Genomic DNA, 22,291 nt, shown 5'->3' with positions numbered 1-22,291 from the left:
CTCACGAGTCACTCAGCCGTGCAGGGCCAGGTAAGGCGCGACCGCCAGCAGCGCGGCGATCAGCACGACCTTGAGCCGCCGCACCGGCACCACCCGCGCGACCTTCCAGCCGAGCAGCACCCCGGCCAGTTCCGGGAGCCCGATCACCAGGGCGAGCGGTCCGTCGACGGCGCCGTGCACGAGGTACCCGATCGTGCCGGCGCCGGCGACGACCACCGACTGCGCCTGCGCCGCCGCGAGCCCCTCCAGCATCGGTACGCCGCACGCCACCAGCAGCGGCACGGTGAGCATCGGCCCGCCAACCCCGATGAGCCCGGCCGCGACCGCGACGGCCAGGCCCAGCCCCACCACCAGCCCGGTCGGCAGCACCGGCCGGACCGGGGTGCCACGCCGGTCTCGCAGCCAGACCAGCACCGCGACGACCACGGCGAACACCGCCAGCAGGAGGCCGAACAGCCGCGCCGAGACCAGGGAGTTGAGGAACACCCCGGCCGGCGCCCCGACCACCGCGGTGGCGGCGAGTCGCAGCGCGATCCGTCGCGTGTGGACTTCCCGCAGCTGTCCGGAGTGGACGTACGCGGCCGTGCCCAGCGCCCCGGTCGCGATGTGGGTGGCGATCGCCGTCCCGGCCACCTGCGCCGGCGCCAGCGGGGTGAGCAGGAACAGCCCGATCGTCGGCAGCACCCCGCCGGGGCCGAACGCCGTGATCCCGATCCCGCCGACCAGGCCGAAGAGTCCCAAAAGGACATAGGTCGTCACGCCGGCCCCCGGTGCACCGTCGCGCGCAGGGTCAGCCGGTCCGCGCGCACGTGGATCGACTCCGCGTCGACCGGGCGGCCGTCGTCGAGGAAGGTCAGGCGTTCGAGGGCGAACACCGCGGTGCCGACCGGGATTTCCAGCAGCGCGGCCGTGTCCGGCCCGGCCGTCACGGCGTGCACGACCACGTCGGCCCGTCCCAGCCGGCGGCCGCAGGTCTCCTCGATCAGGGCGAACAGGTCGCGGCCGGCGAGGTCGGCGTCCAGCAGCGGCAGGCCGATGTCGGCCGTGAGGTAGGTCGTGTCCAGCGAGAGCGGCGCCCCGGCGAGCCGGCGCAGCCGTTCCAGGTGCACCACCTCCGCGCCGGGCGGCAGCCCCAGCCGCGCGGCGATCGCGGGCGGCGCCGCGGCCACCCCGGCCGAGCGGACCTCGTTGACCACCTCGCCGTACCCTTCGAGCGCCTCCGCCAGCCCGGCGAGCCGGTCGAGCCCGTGGCCGTACTTCGGCCGCACCACCAGCGTTCCGACACCCTGCCGCCGCTCGACGAGTCCCTCGGCGCGCAGCAGGCCCAGCGCTTCCCGGACCGCGTTGCGCGAGGCCCCGAGCCGCTCGCCGAGCGCCCGCTCGTCCGGCAGCGCCCCCGCCGGGAAGGCGCCCGACGTGATCTGGTGCCGGAGCACGTCGGCCACCTGCCGGGCCCGCTCGGCCCTCGGCGCCGAGGAAACCCAATCCGCTCTGTCCACGGCACCGGACCCTACGCGCGATTTGATTACGCCAGTGTTACGCCACCTAGTCTGACCTGCGCAGACCTTCCATCAGGGCGTTCCCGGCGCGGACGATCGGTTCCGCCACCCGAGCACCCGGGCGAGCCTTACCCAATGAGGTGAGCCCCGATTCCGGCCCGGTACCGGGCGGTCGTCCGCGAAGCGCACGCGTTACCCGGACGGGCGCGGTCAAACCTCCACTTTCCGGGGTCACCCTCCGGCACACCGGAGAGTTGCCGTGATCATCCGCGCGTCCGACGGTGGTGGTGCTCGAAGGCGAGCACCCGCACCACCGATAGAGAGAGGACGCGAGAGACATGGCCGGCACCATGCAACCCCGGCAGCTGATGGACAGCGCCGTAGTCGATCCCGAGGGCCACAAGATCGGCAAGGTGGGGAACGTCTATCTCGCCGACGCGACGCGTGAACCCGAGTGGATCACGGTCAAGACCGGGCTGTTCGGCAGCAAGGAGAGCTTCGTGCCGCTTTCGGGCGCGAACCTGGACGGCGACGGCGTCCACGTGAACGTCGCGAAGGACCAGGTGTCCGAGGCGCCGCGCATCGACGCCGACGGTCACCTCTCCTCCAGCGAGAGCGCCGAACTCTACCGGCACTACGGCCTGCCGATGCCGCGCACGGCACCTGACGCGAACGGCGGCCGCGGCGACAAGTCCGGCCGCACCGGCCAGGACAACCGCATGGCCGAGACCGGCGGGATGGCCGCGGCGGGCGGCATGGCGGCCGGCGGCAACCGGATGGCCGGCAACCGGATGGCGGGCGACCGGCAGGCGCCGGACCGGATGACCGGTGACCGGGCCCAGTCCGGCCGTTCCGGCGAGCGGGACAAGGCCGCGAAGGGCGGCAAGGGCGCCCGCGACGACGAGATGATCCGCTCGGAGGAGCGGCTGAACGTCGGCACCGAGCAGGTCGAGGCCGGGCACGTCCACCTCCGCAAGTACGTGGTCACCGAGGAGCAGCAGGTCACGGTCCCGGTCAGCCACGAGGAGGTCCGCATCGAGCGCGAGCCGATCACCGACGGCCGCGCCCGCCCGGACGCCCAGCTCGGCGAACAGGAGCAGGACATCACCCTGCATGCCGAGAAGGCGGTGGTACGCAAGGAAACCGTCCCGGTCGAACGGGTCCGCATGAGCACCGAGACGGTCACCGAGGACCAGACCGTCACCGGCGAGGTGCGCAAGGAGCAGTTCGACATCCAGGACGACAGCGCGAAGAAGCACCGCAAGTAGGTCCTGAGGCCGACGTGGGGGCCGCGCTCCGTCCCATCGGACGGGCGCGGCCCCACAGCCGTCGGCGAAAGCTTAAATCGCGCGTTCTCCCTTGCCCAGCACGACAATCCCGCCCGGGCTGACGTGGTAGTGCTCGCGGTCGCGGGTCAGGTCGACGCCGATGTGGGCGCCGGGCGGGACGACGACGTTCTTGTCCAGGATCGCGCGGCGGACCACCGCGCCGCGGCCCACCCGGACGCCGTCCAGCAACACCGAGCCCTGCACGACGGCGCCGTTCTCCACCAGCACGTCCGGGGAGAGCACCGAGTCGACGACCTGGGCGCCGGAAATGATGCAGCCGTTGCTGACGATCGACTGGTTGGCCGTGCCGCCCTCGACGAACTTCGCCGCGGCCCGTTGGCCGGGGTGCGCCAGGATCGGCCATTTCCGGTTGTACAGATTGAAGATCGGGTACGTCGAGATCAGGTCGGTGTGCGCGTCGTAGTAGCTGTCGATGGTCCCGACGTCGCGCCAGTAGCCGTGGTCGCGCTCGGTCTCGCCGGGGACCTCGTTGCCGTTGAAGTCGTAGACGGCGGCCTCGCCCTTCGTGACGAGCGCCGGGATGATGTCGCGGCCCATGTCGTGCTTGGAGCCGACGTTCTTCGAGTCTTCCTTCAGCGCGTCGAGCATCACCTGCGTGGTGAACACGTAGTTGCCCATCGACACGTACGACTCGTCGGGCGAGCCCGGCAGGCCCGGCGGGTCCTCCGGCTTCTCCAGGAACGCGTCGATCTTCGTGCCGTCCTCGGTGTGGATCACGCCGAACGCGCTCGCCTCGGCCCGCGGCACGCGGATGCCGGCCACGGTGACGCCCGCACCCGAGGCGATGTGCGCGTCCATCATCTGCCGCGGGTCCATCCGGTAGATGTTGTCGGCGCCGAACACCGCGATGTAGGCGGGCTGCTCGTCGTAGACCAGGTTCAGGCTCTGGTGGATGGCGTCGGCGCTGCCCTGGAACCAGCGCGGGCCCAGCCGCTGCTGCGCGGGCACCGGTGTCACGTACTCCCCGGTCAGCGACGAGAGCCGCCAGGTGGTGCTGATGTGCCGGTCGAGCGAGTGCGACTTGTACTGCGTGAGCACGCAGATCCGCCGGATGCCGCCGTGCACCAGGCTCGAGAGCACGAAGTCGATCAGGCGGTGCACGCCGCCGAAGGGCACCGCGGGCTTCGCGCGGTCGGCCGTGAGCGGCATCAGCCGCTTGCCCTCACCGCCAGCCAGGACAATGCCCAGCACGTCGGATCCGTCGATCACGAAACCCTCCCGCACGCCTCGTAGATCGCGACCGTCCGAGCGGCGATCGCGGCCCAGCCGAACTCTCCCACGGCCCTCGCCCGCCCGGCCAGGCCCATCCCGGTGGCGCGGCCGGGATCGGCGACGAGTTCGTTGACCCGCCGGGCGAGCGCCGCCTCGAAGGCCGCGGGGTCCGCCTCGTCGTAGTGCACGAGCAGGCCGGTGACACCGTCGTCGACGACCTCGGGGATGCCGCCGACGTCGCTCGCCACCACGGCCGTGCCGCACGCCATGGCCTCGAGGTTCACGATGCCGAGCGGCTCGTACACCGACGGGCAGACGAACACCGTCGCGTGCGTGAGCAGCTGGACGACCTCCGGGCGCGGCAGCATCTCCGGGATCCAGTGCACCCCGGTGCGTTTCCGCTGCAGCTCCGCGACGAGCCCGCGGAACTCCGCGTCCAGCTCGGGAGTGTCGGCGCCGCCGGCGCACAGCACGAGCTGCACGTCCTCGTCGAGGTCGAACCCGGCGCGCACCAGGTGCGGCACGCCCTTCTGCCGGGTGATCCGGCCGACGAACAGCGCGTACGGCCGGTCCGGGTCGATGCCGTGCTTGCGCAGCACGTCCTGGTCCGGATCGGGTTGGTAGAGCGTGGTGTCGATGCCGTTGTGCACCACGTGGACCCGCTCCGGGTCCACCGCCGGGTAGGCCTGGAGCACGTCGTCACGCATCCCGCTGCTGACGGCGATGATCGCGTCGGCGGCCTCGTAGGCGTCGCGCTCGATCCAGGACGACACGCGGTAGCCGCCGCCGAGCTGCTCGGCCTTCCACGGCCGCAACGGCTCCAGCGAGTGCGCGGTGATCACGTGCGGGATGCCGTGGGTGAGCTTCGCGAGGTGCCCGCCGAGGTTCGCGTACCAGGTGTGGCTGTGCGCGAGGTCGTGACCCCGCAGCGCCTCGGCCATCGAGACGGCGATGTCGATCGTCGCGAACGCGGGCTGGCTGTACCCGTGCGCGTCCTGGTGCCCGTGCGCGCCGTCGGCACGGTCGGGACCCCAGCAGTGGACGTCGAGGTCGACCAGCGACCGGAGTTCGCGGGCGAGGAACTCGACGTGCACCCCCGCTCCCCCGTAGACGTCCGGTGGGTACTCCCGGGTGAGCAGGCCGACCAACATGACCCGACCCTAAACGGCCCGGCGCCGTGAGTGCAGTGCGAGGACAAGACGAATCCGTGTCGTGATCGACATCGCCACGAATGCCGGTCAGCCCGCCACCCCGCGCAGCCCGTGCCGCTGGAGCTCCCAGCCCGCGAGGCGGTGGATCACGGCGGGGTCGTGCTCGCGCCAGCCAGCGGTCAGCTCGCCCGCCTTCGCCACCCGCGGCAGCGGCCGCGTGACGAGGGCGCGCAGCGCGAGCAGGTCGAGACCGTCTTCGCCCTGACGGCGCAAGCGGGCGGCCGCGGTCGCGCCGCGGGTGAAACGCCAGCGCAGCGGCAGCCACGAGACCAGCAGGAACACCACGGGCAGCGCCACCACGAACACCGCCATCCACCACGCGAGGTTCGCGACGGCGTCGATCTGCCAGTTCCCGGCGTCGACGAGTTTCGTGCCGGCGGCGGAGCCGGTGTGCAGCGCGCCCGCCAGCGCGTCGCCGATCAGCGGGATACCGCCGGCCTTTCCGGCGGCCGAGTCGAACGTGCCGCGCAGGCCGGAGCCCGCGTCGACGAGCCCGTCGCCGGGCGCGCGCATCCGCATCACCTCGGTGTGCACCCGCACGGCGAGCCAGATCGCGGACGCGGTGAGGCCGAGGGCGAAGAGATCGGCGAAGACCTGGGCGGCGCGGCGGGCGGGGCGATCGGCGTAAACCTTCATCGGGGTCCCTTCTCTCGCGAGCCCCGGCGACATACCCGCCGCGCCGCCCGGCAAACCGCCGATGGTGGGATTACTCCTTGTGCAGCAACGGCTTTGCGGCCGGCCAGGGTCGCTGCCCGACGACCACGGTGGCGCCCAGCTCCTCGGACTCCTCGACCCGCGCGCCCAGGCCCGCGCGTTCGACGTCGGCCACCGCGCGGGCCGCCTGCCGCTCGCTCGTCTCGAACAGCACACGACCGCCGGGGGCGAGCCAGCCCGGGGCTTCCGCGACCACGCGGCGCAGGACGTCGAGCCCGTCGGCGCCGCCGTCGAGCGCCACCAGCGGCTCGTGCTCGCGCGCCTCGGGCGGGAGCAGGGCGACCTCGCCGGTCGGCACGTACGGGACGTTCGAGATCAGCACGTCGACGCGCCCGCGCAGCTCACGCGGCAACGGCGAGTACAGGTCGCCCTGGTAGACGTGGCCCGCGACGTTCCGGCGAGCGCACCGGACCGCGGCGGGCTCGATGTCGGTCGCGTGCAGCTCGACCGGCACGGCCGCGGCGACGACGGCGCCCAGCGCCCCGGACCCGCAGCACAGGTCGACGACCACGGCGCCGGGGTGCGCGAAACCGGTAGCCAGCCGCGCGAGCAGTTCGGTGCGGTGCCGCGGGACGAACACACCCGGCTCCACCACGAACCGGCGGCCGGCGAACTCCGCCCAGCCGAGCACGTGCTCCAGCGGCAGGCCGTCGACCCGCCGCCCGACCATGGCGTCCAGCTCGCCGGCCGTGGCCGCGGCCTCGACGAGCAGCCGCGCCTCCTCCTCGGCGAACACGCACCCGGCGGCGCGCAACCGGGGGACAACGGACTCGGGATCCGGCAAGACCGACACCAGGAAGCCTCTCGGGTGACCGGGGAACACCGCGTTCCCGCGCGCCCACCGTCGCACGGGCCGCCCGCGAGTCACATTCGCGGGCCCGCGCGCGTCAGAGTGTCGCCTTGTCGTAGTGGCCGTGACCATCGGATCAGCCATGCTGAGCGCCAGAGTGCCGTTGACCTGCGTTTCTACAAGCAGGACGCCAGTGGGCGCTCTCGCTACCCTTGCGGGGTGGTCACTGGTACTCTGGTACCAGGCAAGATCACTCGCATCGTCCGAAGGAGAGTTCGGTCATGGCTGCCGCCACCGCGCCTATCAAGGTAGATGTTGCAACCGATGAACTTGTGTCCCACGCAGCTCATTTCATGTCGCGCTCGAAGAAGGACATCGTCGATGCTGCCGTGCGCGAATACATCGACGCTCACCGGGACGAGATCCACGCTGGGATCAAAACCGCGCTCGGCCAGCTCAACGGCTCTGATGCTGCGGCCATCTCCCTCATGACCGGATTCAACGCTGATGAACTCGATGATCTCGGCGGCCTGCCGAAATAGCTCGGCACATGGCGGTCGATCGTGCCGCCAGAAGGTTCTCTAGCATTTCGAATATGATTCAGGCCCCAGTCGATGTACGCCCGACCAAGAGATGCCTTGCCGATCTCGGCCTGTCGTTGCCAGACCTCAGCCAGCCCCTCAACGAGATCGACCACCCGGTCGTCGTCACCGCGCAGGCTGTCCCGGCGAAGCTGGACGCCGGCGGAGCCCGACGGATCTTGTCACTGAGCGATCGTGTGTGGTTCAAGGTCAAGACTGGCGATCAGCGAGCCGTCGTCACCCAACTACATGGCGACGACCTGCCGAACGGGCTTCCGCCAGGTACCGGCGCGTGGTGGATCGGCGCGGCCGGGCACCGCCAGGCTGACAGCCCACAACGTGACTTCTACGAATCGATCAGGCGCGAATGCACCGTAGGTAAGACTGTCTCGACCGCTTGTCTCCTCCCTGGCGACTGGGACTGGAAGCGCGTCACGGCCGAGCAAGCTGTCACCTGGCGACGTGAAATGAAGCAAATGGTGATCCGCCTCATCGCCATGTCTCTCACGACCGGAAGTCTCGCCGTGGCCGAGTTCCGGCACCATCGCGTCAAGGCTTTTGTCCGTGTCGACGACGGCCACGAGGCATACTTGGCGATCATTGCCGAAGGCATTCCCGACCCGGCGGTCTTCGCTCTGCTCCTCGACTGTGTTCCCGGCATCACGACGGACGACTGGCAACCTGAGCCATCTCCGCTTGCGGCGATGGAGCCGTCACCTGGCGAGATCATCTGGTCGACACTGTTCCCGTCAGAGGTAGCGAGCGCGATTCTCGAACTCGACGCCGACATCGCTCGCTGACCGGCCCGGGCACCTCGGCTGGACCGTCTGCGCTCGGCGGATCGGTCCCGCACTGAGGCAGGACAACATGGCAGCTTGGTTCAGGAAAACCCAAGCATGAGTTCTGCTTTCGGGTGATCGAGCCGAGGGCGCACGGCGCGATGCCAGCTCTCGTCCCGGCCAGGCCGACTCTGGCTAACGTGGCCATCGCTCTGTTCGACGGCTGATGTCAGGTGTCACTTCCGGCGCGGACCTGCTTGGCCGTCGACCCCAAGCCACGCCACATTCAGAACCGGCGACGCTGCCCGCGAGTCACATTCGCGGGCCCGCGCGCGTCAGAGTGAGGAGAGCACGGACCTGAGGAGAAACAGTGGACGAGCCTGACCTGGCGGTGCGGCAGTTCGAGACCCACCGCGCCCACCTCAGGGCGGTGGCCTACCGGATGCTGGGCTCGCTGGCCGAGGCGGACGACGCCGTCCAGGAGGCCTGGCTGCGGTTCAGCCGCGTCGGCACCGCCGACGTCGGCAACCTCGGCGGCTGGCTGACCACCGTGGTCAGCCGGGTGTGCCTCGACGTGCTGCGCTCGCCCGCGTCGAGGCGCGAGGAGCCGGCCGGTGACCGGCTGCCGGACCACGCGGGCGGCGCCGATCCCGAGGACGAGGCCGTGCTGGCCGATTCGGTCGGGCTCGCGTTGCTCGTCGTGCTCGACACCCTGTCGCCGGCCGAGCGGCTGGCGTTTGTGCTGCACGACATCTTCGCCCTGCCCTTCGAGGAGATCGCGCCGATCGTGGACCGCACCCCGGCCGCCGCGCGCCAGCTCGCGAGCCGCGCGCGCCGCCGGGTCCGGGGCGGCGCCACGGCTTCGGAAACCGGCCTCGCCCGCCATCGCCGGGTCGTCGACGCCTTCCTCGCCGCCGCACGCGAAGGAGACTTCACGGCACTGATCGCCGTGCTCGACCCCGACGTCGTGCTGCACGTGGACGGCGACAGCCCCGCTGTCGTCCGCGGCGCGGAGGAGGTGGCGAACGGCGCGCGGCGGTTCTCCGAGCGTGCCGCCCTCGCGCGCGCGGCGCTGGTCGACGGCAAGCCCGGCCTCGTCGTCGCCCCGCTGGGCCGGCTGGTGGCGGCGATGGCGTTCACCATGACGTCCACGGCCGACGGCGACCGGATCACCGGCATCGAGATCGTCACCGAGCCCGCGCGGCTGGCCCGGCTGGCGGTGTCCGTCCTCTAAGGACTCATCGCGCGCGGTCCGCGCCGATGGCGACGCCGACGATCGTGCAGGGCCCGGTCCCGTGGTTGTGCCAGGCGTGCCGGGTGCCGTTCTGCACGACCACGTCGCCGGCCCGCAGCACCGTCCGCTCGCCGCCGTCGAGTTCGAGCGTGACCTCGCCCGAGACGACCAGGACGTAGTCGAGGCTGTCGGTGCGGTGCATCCCCGGGGCGCCGGCCTCCACCGCGGCCATCGCGCCCGGCATCAGCCGCTCCAGCTCGGCCAGTGCGGCGGCCCGGTCGAGGCCGGGAGCCGGGACCAGCTCGCCCGGCGCGACGGTGTTGATCATGAAGCGCGACCGTCGCGGGGCGGGAAGTACGCCTCGGCGCCGCGCGGCGAGCCGTCGTCCGGGAACGTGGGCCGCTCGTCCCCGCCCCACAGCCGGTAGACCGCGGCGCCGGGCATCAGCCCGGACGTGATGGGCTCGACCGCGCTGTCGTCGACCACGCGGGCCTTGCCCTCGGAGTCGTGGCCGGTGACCACCCGGCGAATCCTGGTGCGCTCCATCGGGTTACTCCTTGATACGGTGGCGTATGGATACGCCACCGTATCCGGCGTCCGCGGGACGGTCAATACGCCCGCGTATCCTCTTGCCCATGGTGAGCAAGCCGACCCGGCTGTCCGCCCAGGACTGGGCGCGGGCCGCACTGCAGGCGATCGCGGACGGCGGGCTGGCCGCGGTCGGGGTCGAGCCGCTGGCCCGGACGCTCGGCGTGACCAAGGGCAGCTTCTACGCGCACTACCGGAACCGGGACGAGCTGATCGCGGCCGCGCTCGCCGAATGGGGGCGGAGCCACGGCGACGAGAGCCTCGCCGCGTTCGCCGCGATCGCCGATCCGGCACAACGGTTGCGCGACCTGCTCACCGCGGTCGTGCAGGCCGTCCAGCCGCTGGCGCCGTCGGTGCACCTGAGCCTGCTCGGCGACCGCAACGACCCCCGCGTCCAGGACGTGGTCCAGCGGGTGAACCGGGCCCGGCTGGACCTGCTGGCCCGGACCTACCGCGAGCTCGGCCTGTCACCGGGCCGGGCGGAGTCGCGGGCGCGGGTCGCCTACGCGGCCATCCTCGGGCTGATGCACCTGGCCCAGACCGATCCGGACGCCCCGCGCGCCGCCGTGCTCGCCGACGAGGCCGCCGCGGTTTTCCTGCCGTGACAACGGCGCGCGCCGGCGGAACGGGTCCCGGAGCATTCTGACGGGCGCCGGCCGGGGATTGTCGCGGAACCGGGCACCCGGGCCGGTCCGGAGCGGTAACCTGGCCGGACGCCCGTCCCCGTCTCCTCGGAAGGCGGTGATCCGCTCGTGGCGGCTATCCGGCCCACTGTGACCCGCCGGCGCGAGCTGGCGCACACCAGTGCCCGGTCGCTGCTGATGACCGTGCTCGGCGAGTACGTGCTGCCCCGCCAGGACGCGGTCTGGACCTCCACGCTGGTCGACGTGCTCGCCCTGTTCAAGGTCGAGGAGAAGTCGGCGCGGCAGGCGCTGGCGCGGGCTTCGGGTGAGGGCTGGCTGCAGTCGGAGCGGGCCGGCCGCCGGGTGCGCTGGTCGCTGACCCCGCCGGGCCGCCGGCTGCTGACCGAGGGCGCCGAGCGGATCTACCGGTTCGGCCGCGGCCGCGACGAGTGGGACCGCCAGTGGCTCGTGCTGCTGGTGTCCGTGCCGGAGACGCAGCGCGACCTGCGCCACCGCATGCGCACGCGGCTGAGCTGGGCGGGCTTCGGCTCGCCCGCGCCGGGCGTGTGGATCAGCCCGGACACCTCCGCGCAGGCCGAGGCCGCGAGGCTCGTCGGGGACCTCACCGACAGCGGCCAGGCGATGTCGTTCGTCGCCGGCTACGCGGACATCGGCGACGAGCACCAGATGGCCGAGCGCGCCTGGGACCTCAGCGAGCTGGACCGCCACTACGAGCGGTTCATCGACGAGTTCACCGGCCTCGCGCCCCGCGCGGGTGAGGCCGTGCTGCTCGCGCAGACCCGCCTGGTGCACGAATGGCGCCGCTTCCCGTTCCTCGACCCGGGCCTGCCGCCCGACCTCCTGCCCGAGCGCTGGAGCGGCGCCCAGGCGGCGGAGCTGTTCCACCGCCGCTACGCCGAATGGCGCCCCGAAGCGCAGCGGCATTGGGACGCGATCGTCGACGGCACCGACGACGCTTGAGCAACCCCCGCCCCGAACGGCCCACGGCGCGGGTCGTCGGCCCCGGGCTACCCACCGCGGTGGCCCGGGCCCGGCTCCGGGGTCACGTTCGCCGTGGTGACCTCCTCGCCGCAGTGGCGGCAGGCGAGGTACGGCGAAACCGGCTCGCCGCAAGGGGTGTGGCGCAGGACCAGCGGCGGGCCGTCCGGGGTCGGCAGGTGGTCGTCGCCCCAGCGCATCAGGACGACCAGCGCCGGGAAGATCGCCTTGCCCGCGTCGGTGAGGCGGTATTCGAAGCGGTCCGGGTCCGTCGCGTAGACGACGCGGTCCAGGACTTCCAGCTCCACCAGGCTCTTCAGGCGCGCGGACAGGGTCGGGCGCGGGATGCCGAGGTTCCGCGCGAACTGCGCGTACCGCCGCACGCCGAAAAACGCCTCGCGCAGGATCAGCAGAGTCCAGCGCTCCCCCAGCACCTCCAGCGACCGGCCGACGGACTCCGCCGTGAAACGGTGGCGCAGCTCGTGTTCCGCGGCCATCACGGCGCCAGCTCACGCAGCAGCGCCCGACCGGCCGGGTCCTCCGCCGTCGCCGGGACGAGGCCGACGTGGTCCGCGCCCGCCGCGTGGTACTCGGCGATCCGCGCGCGAACCTCGGTGACGTCACCGATCGCGCCGACATCGGCCACCAGCTCCGGCGGGACGGCGGCAGCCAGCGAGGCCCGCGAAGCGCCAGACCGCGCCGACGCCACGAGCGAGCCGTAACCCAGCGACGCGAACATCTCGCCGTAACCCGGTGGGCTCAGGTAAACGCTGATCTGTGTGGCCAGCTGCCGTTGCGTCGCCGCGCCGGGGTCGAGCGCCACCGGGATCCAGACCGCCAGCCGCGGCGGCGTCCGCCCGATGGCGACGGCGTGCGCGTCCACCGCCTTCCGCGCGGCCGCGACGTGCGCGGGCGGCACCAGGTTGAGCACGACCTCGTCCGCCACCTCCGCGGCCACGCGGGTCATCGCCGGGCCGAACGCCGCCACCGTGATCGGCAGCTCCGGCAACGGCTGCCGCAGGCGGAAACCGTCGCTGCGGACGTGTTCCCCCGCAACGGAAAGCCGTTGTCCATTCAGGACGGTTCGCAACGCCCCGACCGTTTCGCGCATCCGGCCCGCGGCATGCTCCCACGGCCGGTCGTGCCAGCGGCCGACGATCATCGGGCTCGACCCGCCGAGCGCGAGCCCCGCGGGCGGGCGCGTCAGCCCCGCCACCGACGACACGCCGAGCGCCAGCGAGACCGGCGTGCGGACACCGATCGGCAACGGGCCGACGCGCAGCCCGATCCGCTCCGTCCGCAGCCCGACGGCCGTCGCCAGCGCGAACGCGTCGAACGTCGCCATCTCGCCGATCCACAGCTCGCCGAAGCCGTTACGGTCGGCCTCCACGGCGAGGTCGACGGCCTCGGTGTCCGGCCGGTCGAGCCAGAACGGCGTCACCACACCGATTCCGCTCACAGCTGCGCCGTCTCCGCCGGGAGGCCGAGCAGCACCCGGCCGGCCAGCTCGTAGGTGGCGGGGTTGACCTGGAAGTGCGCGGTGGCCGTGTTCGCGTCGCGGAACCGGCGCTGCAACGGCGAAGTCTCGTAGATCGCCGAGCCGCCACCGAGGTCGTACATCACCCGCGCGACCTCCGCCGACGTGCGGACGGCATGCGTGCTGGCCAGCCGCAACGCCAGCCTCAGTTCCGCGGCAACCGGCGCGGGCCCGGCGGCAGCGGCCTGCCAGGCGTCGTCGATGGCGCGGTAGTAGAACTCACGGGCCGCGCGCAGTGAGGCCTCGGCCTCGGCGACGGCGCCCTGCGTGGCCGATCGCTCGGCCAGCGTGCGGCGGGATCCGCTCGGGTTCTTCACCCCGGCCAGCTCGACGAGGTCCGTGATCGCGCCGCGGGCGTTGCCGAGCGCGGGTGCCGCGACCGACGCGGCGAAGAACCCGAAGAGCGGGAACCTATGCAGCGTACCGGCATTCGCGGGCGGTCCGTCCATAACGGACAGCAGCCGGTGCTCGGGCACGAAGACCTCGTCCGCGCTGGTGTCGTGGCTGCCGGTGCCGCGCAGGCCGGAGGTGCGCCAGGTGTCGTGGACCGTCAGCTGCGCGGCCGGGATCGCGGCGACGACCGGCTGCCCGGCCTGCCCTTCGGCCGCCGGCCGGACGCAGCCGAGGAAAACCCAGTCCGCGTGCGGCACCCCGCTGCAGAACGACCAGCGCCCGGAAACCGTGACGCCACCGTCGGCCGGTACCGCTTTCCCGCGCGGGGCCCACACACCGGCGGCGATCGAAGCCGGGTCGTCGAAGACCTCGTGGCCGCCCCGCGCGGGCAGGTACGCGCCGAGCACGCTGCTGAGGGCGGCGATCGAGAGGCACCAGCCGGTCGACGCGTCGCCCTCGGCCACCTTCTCCGCGGCCCGCAGCACCGCCGCCGCGGACGGTTCGGCTCCCCCGAGCGCCGCGGGCAGCCCCGTGCGGAACAGGCCCGAGGCCCGGGCGGCGTCGACCACGGCGGGTGCCAGCGCCCGCCGTTGCTCGGTTTCCGCAGCGTGTTCCCTGGCCAGCGCGCCGAACTTCGCCGCCTCGTTCGACAACTCGTCCTGTGGATTCACCCGACGCCTCCGAACCGGTTCAAGTTTCTTACCGGTTCAGTATTCTTACCGCTCGCCGAGCGGCTGTCAACGCCGCCGTTGGTCCCTGAAGGCCACCTTGAGGGCATGTAGGTCCCTCATGGTGGCCTTCAGGGCACCCGCGAGTCAGGGGACGACGACCACGGGCCAGTTCGCGGCGCGGACCAGGCGGTTGGCCACCGAGCCGACCAGCCGGTGGCCGGCCTGCTCGGACGCGCCCACCACGACCATGTCCGCGCTCTCGTCGATCGCCGCCTGCTGCAGTTCGGGGAAGGCCTCGCCGCGGCGGACCATGAAGGTGACCGGCACGCCCAGCTCGTCGGCCCGGTTGCGCAGTTCTGAGCGCAGCTCCTCGATCTCTTCTTCGAAGGTCTGCTGCTGCATGTCGGCCACGGCGGCCGCGGCCAGCCCGGCCCACATCGACGGCGCCGCGACGTACACGATCACCAGCCGCGCCTTCTGACGGCGGGCCAGTCCGCCCGCGTAGGACGCCGCGCGCAAGCCCGTCGGGGAGGTGTCGACCCCCACGAGAATCACCCGCGGGCCGTCGGTTCCCCGCTCGTACGGGCCGGGCTCCCAGCGGGGGCCGTACTCCTCGACCAATTGCTCCACCCGGACATTATGGGACCCGCCCGCCGGCCCGCACGAGGAGCACACTCCCGCCAGGTCGGCGACCCTTGTCACGCGTGGACGGAAAATTCCCATCAGGGAGGATCCGCCGTCGTTCGGAGTACCAGAGCTGGCCCGTTTGCTGATAGCGTGCCCGAACCTGAACGCGTGTCCGGTGGGTGACCGGGGAGCACAACGCGCGCGGCGACTGAGGCGGATCGCATGCGAGACGATGTAGTCGAGGCGAGCGCAGTGGCCGGGCACCCGCCCGGCCAGGTGTGGCAGATCATCGGGTCGCCGGAGCTGTACCCGAGGTTCGTCCCGGCGATCAGCTGGTGCGAGGTGACCGAGTCCGCCGCGCGCGGCCGGGGCCCGCGATGCCTGATCCGGCTGACTCCGGACCGCGAAACGCTCGTGGAGGGCACCGTGCACGCGGCGGTGTACCGGCCGAACGAACACGTGGTCTGGTGCGGGCTGCCCGACGAGCGCAACTGGGTTTCCTTCGAGCTGCGCCCGATCGAGGGCGGCCGCACCGAGATCGTGCTGCGCCTGATGCTTCCCTCGCTGCCGCCGGAGCGGCGCGACCTCTTCTCCCGGTCCGCGGTCAAGACCCTGCTCAAGGACCTGACCCGGCGGATCGACCAGCAGCTCTCGGGCGAGGCCGCCGACCCGCCCCAGCAGGACCGCGCGACCACGCTGCGCACCGCGAACATCCTGGTCCGCGCGGGCGTGATCGCCGCGGGACGGCCGGACAAGGTGGTCAAGCAGCTGAGCTCGATCTCGCAGTGGGGCGCCACCGTCGCCGGCGGGTACCTGGCCGCCACGGCACGCGGCGCCGACGAGATCGCGGTGCACGACGAGCGGAACACCCGCACCTTCCGCGAGATCGACGAACGCAGCAACCGGCTGGCCAACGCGCTGGCCAAGCTCGGCGTCGAAGCCGGCCAGCGGGTGGCGCTGATGTGCCGCAACCACGCGGCGATGGTCGAGGCGTTCGTCGGCTGCAGCAAGCTCGGCGCGGACGTCATCCTGCTCAACACCGGCCTGTCCCCCAGCGCCGTGGGGGACGTGCTGAACGACCACCGCCCCGCCGCGGTGCTGGCCGACGACGAGTTCGCGCGGACGATCTCCGACGTGCGCGGCGACTTCCCGCGCGTCAGCACCTGGGACGACGCGGAGCAGGGCTACCGCACGGTCGAGGAGCTGATCCACGACGCGCCGTCGAACCGGCCGAAGCCGAGCGAGCGGCCCGGCCAGATCGTCGTGCTCACCTCGGGCACCACCGGGGCGCCGAAGGGCGCGCGCCGTCCCACGCCCAAGAGCCTCGGCGCCGCCGCGACGATCCTGGCCCGGATCCCGTTGCGCGCCAGGGACAAGATCGCCGTCGCGGCGCCGCTGTTCCACAGCTGGGGCCTGGCCGCGATGCAGGTCGGCATGGCCGTGCGCGCGGAGCTGTCGCTGATCCGCCGGTTCGACGCGGAGAACACGCTGCGGATGATCGCCGAGCACCGGTGCGACGCGCTGTTCGCCGTGCCGATCATGCTGCAGCGCATCCAGGACCTGCCCGAGCGCGTGCGCAGCCGGTACGACCTGTCGTCGCTGCGGATCGTGGCCAGCAGCGGCTCGGCGATGTCGGGCACGTTCGTGACCACGTTCATGGACACCTTCGGCGACATCCTCTACAACTTCTACGGCTCCACCGAGGTCTCCTGGGCGAGCATCGCCGACCCGGCCGACCTGCGGGCCGCGCCGACCACCGCGGGCCGCTGCCCGCCGGGCACGCGGATCGCCGTGCTGGACGAGGACCGCAAGCTCGTGCCGCCCGGCGACGAGGGCCAGATCTTCGTCGGCAACGACATGCTCTTCGACGGCTACACCAACGGTTCCAGCGTGCCGCGCGCGCAGGACCTGATGGCCACCGGCGACATCGGCTACCAGGACGCCGGCGGACGGCTGTTCATCACCGGCCGCGCCGACGAGATGATCGTGTCCGGCGGCGAAAACGTGTTCCCGCGGCCGGTCGAGGAGGCGCTCGTCGCGCTGCCGGGGGTGTCCGACGCCGCGGTGGTGGGCGTGCCCGACGACGAGTACGGCCAGCGGCTCGCCGCGTACGTGGTGCTTCGCGGCGGCGCGCGGATGCACGCCGAGGACGTGCGGCACTACATCCACCAGAAGCTCGCGCGCTTCGCCGTGCCGCGAGACGTGTACTTCGTGAAAGAGCTGCCGCGCAACGCGACCGGCAAGATCCTCAAGCGGCTGCTGAACGACGAGATGTGGCCGGTCGCGCCGCAGGCCTGAACTCCCCCGGCCCAGTCTTGATCACAGCCGTCCCGCGAGCATCGTGACGCCGAGCGCGGTCATGGTGACGGCGATCAGCGCGTCCAGCACCCGCCACGCGGCCGGGCGCGCGAACACGCCCGCGAGCCGCCGCGCGCCGAATCCCACCGCACAGAACCAGAACACGCTCGCGAGCACGGCGCCGACGCCGAACAGCCAGCGGCCGTCGCCGTGTCCCGCGGCGACCGAACCCAGCAGCAGCACGGTGTCCAGGTACACGTGCGGGTTCAGCCAAGTGAGCGCGAGGCAGGTGAACACGGTGCGGCGCAAGGATTTCGGCTCGAACGCGCCGGTGGTCAGCGCGCCCGGCCGGACCGCGCGGCGCGCGGCGAGGAAGCCGTAAGCCACCAGGAAGAGGCCGCCGGCGACGCCGATCGCGCTGACCGCCGACGGCCAGCGGTGCGGGACGGCGCCGATCCCGCTCACCCCCGCGGCGATCAGCACCGCGTCCGACAGCGCGCAGACCAGCACCACCGGCACCACGGCCGTACCGCGCAGGCCTTGCTGGAGCACAAAGGTGTTCTGCGCGCCGATGGCGACGATCAGGGACAGGCTGGTGCCGAAGCCGGCGGCGAGTACGGGAAGCACGCCACCGAACGTAAGCGCGCCGACCGTCATGAGACCAGCTAAAGATTCTTACGTAGCATTAGCGATCATGATGTCAGATCTGCCGCTCGACCAGGTCCGGACGCTGCTCGCTGTCGTCGACGAAGGCTCCTTCGACGCGGCCGCCGCGGCGCTGCACGTGACGCCGTCGGCGGTGAGCCAGCGGGTGAAAGCGCTGGAGCAACGCACGGGGCGGGTGCTGGTCCAGCGGTCGAAACCGGTGCGGCTCACCGAGTCCGGCGCGGTGCTGGTGCGGTTCGCCCGCCAGCTCACGCGCCTGGAAGCCGACACCCGGGCGGAGCTGGGCCTGGCCGAGCCGGGTGCGCCGACGACGCTGCCGATCGCGGTGAACGCCGACTCGCTGGCCACCTGGTTCCTGCCCGCGCTCGCCGACCTGCCCGACGGGCTGCGTGTCTGTTTCGACCTGCGCAGCGACGACCAGGACCACACTGCCGCGCTGCTGCGGGAGGGCTTGGTGATGGCGGCGGTGACGTCCGCGCCGCACCCGGTGCAGGGCTGCACGGCGACGAGGCTGGGCCGGATGCGGTACCGCGCGGTGGCCTCACCCGAGTTCGTCGACCGCTGGCTCGGCGACGGCCCGCGCGCGCTCGTGGACGCGCCCGCCGTGCTGTTCGACCGCAAAGACGACCTGCAGGACCGCTTCCTGCGCGGCCTCACCCGCCGTCACCGGTCCGGCGGGACGCGCCACTACGTGCCCGCGTCGGAGTCGTTCGCCGAGGCGGTGGCCGCGGGGCTCGGCTGGGGCATGGTGCCCGAGGCCCAGCTGGCCCGCCGCGGCGACCCGCTGGTGGACCTGGCCCCGGACCGGCCGGTGGACGTCCCGTTGTACTGGCAGCAGTGGAAGCTGGACTCGCCCGCGCTGGCCGCGGTCGCCGCCGCCGTCACCCGCGCGGCGGCCCGCGCGCTGGCCCGCTGAACCGCGGCGTCCTTTATGGACGCCCTACCCCCGCGAACGGGCCGGGGACGCGGGGTGGTTGGATCGCGCGGTGCAGAAGACGAAGTCACCCGAACGGCTGGTGTTCTTCACCGACGCCGTGACTGCCATCGCCCTGACCCTGCTGGTGCTGCCGCTGTCGGAGCTGGTGCCGGAGCTGGTCGCCGAGAAAGGCGAGGCGATCGAGGCCTTCACCCACAACCAGTGGAAGATCTACACCTTCCTGCTGAGCTTCGCGGTCATCGCGCGCCTGTGGTACGCCCACCACCAGATCTTCGAGCACGTCGAGGCCTACAGCGGGTCGCTGATGTACCTGAACTTCGGCTGGATCTTCTCGATCGTCCTGCTGCCCTTCCCCACGGAGATCGTGGGCGGCTTCGCCACCAGCCGGTTCGCCGTGATGTTCTACATCGGCACCATCCTGGCGAACAGCCTGTTCTACCTCGCGATGGTGCTGGTCATCCACCGCTCCCCCGAAGTCCGCGGCGACTCCGAGCCCATCCCCGGCGAATCGGTGCTCAATGCCTCGCTGACCAGCACGGCGTTCCTGGTGGCCTTCATCGTGGGCGCGATCTGGCCGAAGTACGGCTACTGGGCCCTGCTGCTGGTCGCGGTCGCCCAGTGGGTCACCCGCTGGCTCACGCCGCGCCAGGCCCCGGCCCCGCAGGGCTGACCCCTGCCGACGGCGGCGGCACCGCGCGTTGGCCCCAGCATTCCCGGAACGCGGTGATCGTCAGCCAGGCCAGGCGGGCGTTCACCGGGAAGAGCTGGCGCGCCGACGCGAGCGAGTCGAACGAGCCGTCGCCCGCCGTGGCGCCCCGGTCCAGGTCGGCCGGGGCGAACGCCGGGCCGAACACCTCGAGCACGGTGCCCAGGTAGTACAGGTAGCCGAGGGTTTCGGTCTGCAGCCGCAGCAGGTCCGCGTGCTCCGGCGCACCCGTGGTGATCGGCGGCGTTTCCGCGGCGGCGATCAGCTCGCCGGGGCCGGCGCCCGCGTGCGCGTTGATGTGCCGGACCAGGTCGCTCACCAGTGCGTCGTCGTGCCCGCCCCGGCTGATGACCGTCAGCAGCCCGGCCCGCTTGGCCGCGAGGTCCTCGGCGACCACCCGGGCCGCGACGTCCGCCAGCTCCCCGTCGCCGGCGAGCACCTGCCGGGCCACCCGGATCAGCTCCCGGGGCAGCCCGCCGGACAGGCAGTGGCACAGGCAGATGAACGGCTGGGGCAGGCCGACCACGCGGCTTGACAGCACCAGCCGCGCGTCGGCGAGGTCGAGGTACTCGAGCCGGATGATCAGGTCGAACGCGCTGTCGAAGGCGTCCCGGACCGGCAGCCCGCGGCGCTCGAACGCCGCCAGCGCGTCCTCCGACACCGACACCAGGAACAGCAGTCCCGGGACGTCGGTGGTCAGCAGCCCCTTGACCTCGTTGATGAAGTCCTGGGCGACGTCCGGGGCGGCGATCTTGTCCAGCTCGTCGAGGATGATCACCAGCGACGGGCTCGCGACGCGGTCCAGCGCCGCGAGACAACGGCTGGTCTGCTGAAGGAACACACCGAACTCGTGCACGATCTCGGGGTAGGTCTTCGGCTGCCGGGTCAGCTCGCGGGAGCCGGTGACGCCCGCTTCCGCGCCGGCCACGCCGACCTTCCCGGACCAGCCCGAGGTGTGCTTCTGCTGGAACCGGATGTCGTCGAGCGCCCACTCCGCGCGGGCCCGCAACGCGGTCACGTCTCCCGGCAGGACCGGCGGCGGAGCCGGCTCGCGGGACGGCGCCGGCCAGGCCCCTCGCCGCGCGGCGAGGTAGAGCAAACTCGACGCGCCGAGCAGGCACACCAACGGCCACCAGAGCGTCGCCGACCACGCGGCCAGGTCGAAGCGCGAGCCGAGCGCCAGCACCGACCCGGCCACGCCCGCAGCGGCCCACCCGAGCGCGACGGCGACAAACGGCCCGACCCTCCGCCACCCGGCCCGCCGAGCCGGTCCGGGTGGCGCGGCCGCACCCCGCCGTTCACAGAACTCCGCCACCGCACCGCAGGTCCGGGCGTACAGGTGCAGCACGAACTCCCGCGCGTCGTACCGCACCGGCACGCTTTCCCACAGCGCGATGTGCTCGCTGTGGGGATCGTCGAGGAACTTTCCGTCCCGGTAGGCCTCGAGCAGGGTGGACTTGCCCGCGCCACGCGGTCCGGCCATCCCGACCGCGCCGCTCTCGATGCCCGCCAGCAGGGCCCGGAGGCGGTCCCCGATGGCGATGGTCGTGACCGCCCGGTCCCCGGCGCGCATCTGCCCCAGCGCGTGGTGGTCGTAGGGCCGCAGCGTCGTGGTGAACGCCGGGTTGAGCACCTTGTCGAGGTGGCGGTTGAGCAGCACCCGGACCGGTCCCCTGGCGGCTTTGGCCCAGGCGTCCTGGGCCTCGTTCAGGTTCTCGGCCAGCTCGTCCAGCCGCCGGTTCCAGCCCGGGCTCCCGCGCCGGGCCGGGTCCCGCGACCAGGCCGCGGGGATCAGCCGGAGGCTCAGCGGGGCCGCGCCGATCAGGATCACCAGCGATCCGGCGTCGGCCAGCACGAACCGCGCCCAGGGCGGGACCGGCAGGGGCAGGACCTGGAGCACGAGGAAGGCCACGGCGGCGGCGAGGACCGCGGCGGCGAGGCCCCGGCGGATCACGATCCCGGGCGGCCGCCGGGCGGGGGCCCCGTCTTTCGGCGGGACCGCGGCCAAACTGCTCGCCACAGCGACGACGAACGCCGCGGCCAGACCCGCGACGACCCACACGACCACCGACCAGGGGCCGCCCAGCGCTTCACGGCTTGATGGCCCCAGCCGCCACAGCAGCAGCAAGTAGAGCGTCGTGAACCCGGTGACCAACGCCCACGCCCCGCCCGTCTCCACGGGTACGTCGCCGAGGCGCCGGCCCGCGCGGACCAGCAGCCGCGCCGCGTACCAGACCGCGGAAACCGCGACCGCCACCAAACCGGTCACGGTGAGGAACCAGCCGAAGCCGGTCAGGCCGGTCTGGTTCAGCTCCCACCACAGCAACGGGTAGCCGATCCCGAGCCACAGCACGAAACCGAAGGCGGCGTGCCCGGCCGGATCGCGCGGATCCGCCCGCGGCGCCTCGGGCGAGGGCAGGTGCTTGGCGAGCGCCTCGCGGGCCGCGCTCAGCCCCAAGATCTCGTGGTTGGTGTCGCGCAGTGCGTCGTCGGCGTCGGCGACCACCCCCGCCACGATTTTTTCGTACTCCCGCTCGCGATCGGGCGCCGGCACCGCGAGCGCCACCACCTGCTCCTGCTTCGCCAGCGCCTCCCGGGCCAGCACCTCCAGGCGCTCCCGCAGCTCGATGAGCAGGTCGTCCTCGCTCGCGCGCGGAGCAGGCAGCACGGCTTCGTCCGGCACGGTCATGGGGGCGGATCTTACTGTGCCAATCGTTACTAATCCGGCTACAGCCACGGCGGATACGGTTCCTGCAAGCAGATCGGCCGCAGACCGTGTCCGCCTACTTTCGGTCGGATTAGTAACGAGCGAACCGTGGCGGCGAAGACAAACCGGGCGGATCGGCGACCGGCTGATTCCGCCACTGCTCCAGCACG

General features: G+C 72.3%; 23 protein-coding genes. 9 read left to right on the top strand and 14 right to left on the bottom strand.

What is annotated here, in order from left to right:
* Positions 1-12: 12 nt before the first annotated feature.
* Positions 13-759 carry a sulfite exporter TauE/SafE family protein gene (locus OG943_RS04590; protein WP_328608405.1) on the bottom strand — a complete coding sequence of 249 codons (747 nt, stop codon included), beginning with the start codon at positions 757-759 and terminating at the stop codon, positions 13-15.
* Positions 756-1,499 carry a GntR family transcriptional regulator gene (locus OG943_RS04585; protein WP_328608404.1) on the bottom strand — a complete coding sequence of 248 codons (744 nt, stop codon included), beginning with the start codon at positions 1,497-1,499 and terminating at the stop codon, positions 756-758. Before OG943_RS04585 ends, OG943_RS04590 begins: the two co-directional genes overlap by 4 nt.
* 338 nt (positions 1,500-1,837) lie before the next feature.
* Between OG943_RS04585 and OG943_RS04580 the strand changes: the two genes are divergently transcribed.
* A complete protein-coding gene (locus tag OG943_RS04580; protein ID WP_328608403.1) occupies positions 1,838-2,767 on the top strand; it encodes a PRC and DUF2382 domain-containing protein in 930 nt (309 codons plus the stop codon).
* A gap of 72 nt (positions 2,768-2,839) precedes the next feature.
* Here OG943_RS04580 and glgC read toward each other — a convergent pair whose 3' ends face one another.
* From glgC to OG943_RS04560, 4 genes are all read right to left on the bottom strand, one after another.
* Positions 2,840-4,057, bottom strand: a complete 1,218-nt coding sequence (gene glgC / locus OG943_RS04575; protein WP_328608402.1) for a glucose-1-phosphate adenylyltransferase — start codon at positions 4,055-4,057, stop codon at positions 2,840-2,842.
* Positions 4,054-5,211, bottom strand: coding sequence for a glycogen synthase (gene glgA / locus OG943_RS04570; RefSeq protein WP_328608401.1), 1,158 nt, complete (start codon positions 5,209-5,211; stop codon positions 4,054-4,056). Before glgA ends, glgC begins: the two co-directional genes overlap by 4 nt.
* Before the next feature lie 87 nt (positions 5,212-5,298).
* Positions 5,299-5,907: a hypothetical protein gene (locus tag OG943_RS04565; RefSeq protein ID WP_328608400.1), complete on the bottom strand. Its 609-nt coding sequence runs from the start codon at positions 5,905-5,907 to the stop codon at positions 5,299-5,301.
* A 70-nt stretch (positions 5,908-5,977) separates the two neighbouring features.
* Entirely contained in the window at positions 5,978-6,778 is an 801-nt protein-coding gene (locus OG943_RS04560) for a putative protein N(5)-glutamine methyltransferase (RefSeq protein WP_442874689.1), read from the bottom strand.
* A 278-nt stretch (positions 6,779-7,056) separates the two neighbouring features.
* Here OG943_RS04560 and OG943_RS04555 point away from each other — a divergent pair, with 278 nt between their 5' ends.
* The 3 genes from OG943_RS04555 (at position 7,057) to OG943_RS04545 (ending at position 9,369) form a co-directional block, all read left to right on the top strand.
* Entirely contained in the window at positions 7,057-7,317 is a 261-nt protein-coding gene (locus OG943_RS04555; protein WP_328608399.1) for a hypothetical protein, read from the top strand.
* A gap of 53 nt (positions 7,318-7,370) precedes the next feature.
* On the top strand, positions 7,371-8,156 hold the full coding sequence (locus OG943_RS04550) for a hypothetical protein (RefSeq protein WP_328608398.1): 786 nt from the start codon (positions 7,371-7,373) through the stop codon (positions 8,154-8,156).
* Between the two features lie 349 nt (positions 8,157-8,505).
* On the top strand, positions 8,506-9,369 hold the full coding sequence (locus tag OG943_RS04545) for a sigma-70 family RNA polymerase sigma factor (RefSeq protein ID WP_328608397.1): 864 nt from the start codon (positions 8,506-8,508) through the stop codon (positions 9,367-9,369).
* 4 nt (positions 9,370-9,373) lie between these two features.
* On the opposite strand, the gene OG943_RS04540 is transcribed toward OG943_RS04545, so the two are convergent.
* Together OG943_RS04540 and OG943_RS04535 are read right to left on the bottom strand one after the other, a co-directional pair.
* A complete protein-coding gene (locus OG943_RS04540; RefSeq protein WP_328608396.1) occupies positions 9,374-9,697 on the bottom strand; it encodes a cupin domain-containing protein in 324 nt (107 codons plus the stop codon).
* Positions 9,694-9,915, bottom strand: a complete 222-nt coding sequence (locus tag OG943_RS04535) for a hypothetical protein (RefSeq protein ID WP_328608395.1) — start codon at positions 9,913-9,915, stop codon at positions 9,694-9,696. Before OG943_RS04535 ends, OG943_RS04540 begins: the two co-directional genes overlap by 4 nt.
* Positions 9,916-10,004: 89 nt before the next feature.
* Between OG943_RS04535 and OG943_RS04530 the strand changes: the two genes are divergently transcribed.
* Positions 10,005-10,562: a TetR/AcrR family transcriptional regulator gene (locus OG943_RS04530; RefSeq protein ID WP_328608394.1), complete on the top strand. Its 558-nt coding sequence runs from the start codon at positions 10,005-10,007 to the stop codon at positions 10,560-10,562.
* 168 nt (positions 10,563-10,730) lie between these two features.
* Complete coding sequence (locus tag OG943_RS04525; RefSeq protein WP_328608393.1) at positions 10,731-11,561, top strand: PaaX family transcriptional regulator; 831 nt, start codon at positions 10,731-10,733, stop codon at positions 11,559-11,561.
* Between the two features lie 47 nt (positions 11,562-11,608).
* Here OG943_RS04525 and OG943_RS04520 read toward each other — a convergent pair whose 3' ends face one another.
* The 4 genes from OG943_RS04520 to OG943_RS04505 form a co-directional block, all read right to left on the bottom strand.
* Complete coding sequence (locus tag OG943_RS04520) at positions 11,609-12,076, bottom strand: winged helix-turn-helix transcriptional regulator (RefSeq protein WP_328608392.1); 468 nt, start codon at positions 12,074-12,076, stop codon at positions 11,609-11,611.
* Positions 12,076-13,038 (bottom strand): LLM class F420-dependent oxidoreductase, encoded by a 963-nt coding sequence (locus OG943_RS04515; protein ID WP_328608391.1) that lies wholly within the window; start codon positions 13,036-13,038, stop codon positions 12,076-12,078. The genes OG943_RS04520 and OG943_RS04515 overlap by 1 nt, the downstream gene beginning before the upstream one ends.
* Positions 13,035-14,180 (bottom strand): acyl-CoA dehydrogenase family protein, encoded by a 1,146-nt coding sequence (locus OG943_RS04510; RefSeq protein WP_328608390.1) that lies wholly within the window; start codon positions 14,178-14,180, stop codon positions 13,035-13,037. Before OG943_RS04510 ends, OG943_RS04515 begins: the two co-directional genes overlap by 4 nt.
* Before the next feature lie 144 nt (positions 14,181-14,324).
* The gene (locus OG943_RS04505) at positions 14,325-14,810 is read right to left on the bottom strand and encodes a universal stress protein (protein WP_328608389.1); all 486 of its coding nucleotides are present in this window, start codon (positions 14,808-14,810) and stop codon (positions 14,325-14,327) included.
* A 219-nt stretch (positions 14,811-15,029) separates the two neighbouring features.
* Between OG943_RS04505 and OG943_RS04500 the strand changes: the two genes are divergently transcribed.
* Positions 15,030-17,105: an AMP-binding protein gene (locus OG943_RS04500; protein ID WP_328608388.1), complete on the top strand. Its 2,076-nt coding sequence runs from the start codon at positions 15,030-15,032 to the stop codon at positions 17,103-17,105.
* 21 nt (positions 17,106-17,126) lie between these two features.
* On the opposite strand, the gene OG943_RS04495 is transcribed toward OG943_RS04500, so the two are convergent.
* Positions 17,127-17,732, bottom strand: coding sequence for a LysE/ArgO family amino acid transporter (locus OG943_RS04495; RefSeq protein WP_328608387.1), 606 nt, complete (start codon positions 17,730-17,732; stop codon positions 17,127-17,129).
* A gap of 67 nt (positions 17,733-17,799) precedes the next feature.
* Here OG943_RS04495 and OG943_RS04490 point away from each other — a divergent pair, with 67 nt between their 5' ends.
* The gene (locus OG943_RS04490; protein WP_328608386.1) at positions 17,800-18,687 is read left to right on the top strand and encodes a LysR family transcriptional regulator ArgP; all 888 of its coding nucleotides are present in this window, start codon (positions 17,800-17,802) and stop codon (positions 18,685-18,687) included.
* Between the two features lie 70 nt (positions 18,688-18,757).
* Positions 18,758-19,378: a TMEM175 family protein gene (locus tag OG943_RS04485; RefSeq protein WP_328608385.1), complete on the top strand. Its 621-nt coding sequence runs from the start codon at positions 18,758-18,760 to the stop codon at positions 19,376-19,378.
* Here OG943_RS04485 and OG943_RS04480 read toward each other — a convergent pair.
* Positions 19,344-22,103, bottom strand: coding sequence for a transcriptional regulator (locus tag OG943_RS04480; RefSeq protein ID WP_328608384.1), 2,760 nt, complete (start codon positions 22,101-22,103; stop codon positions 19,344-19,346). The two genes, OG943_RS04485 and OG943_RS04480, sit on opposite strands and share 35 nt — an antisense overlap.
* Between the last annotated feature and the right edge of the window lie 188 nt (positions 22,104-22,291).

The sequence above is a fragment of the Amycolatopsis sp. NBC_00345 genome (assembly GCF_036116635.1).
Classification (GTDB): domain Bacteria; phylum Actinomycetota; class Actinomycetes; order Mycobacteriales; family Pseudonocardiaceae; genus Amycolatopsis.
Note: the sequence above shows the minus strand (reverse complement) of the source record. Positions and strands in the feature narration are given on the sequence as shown.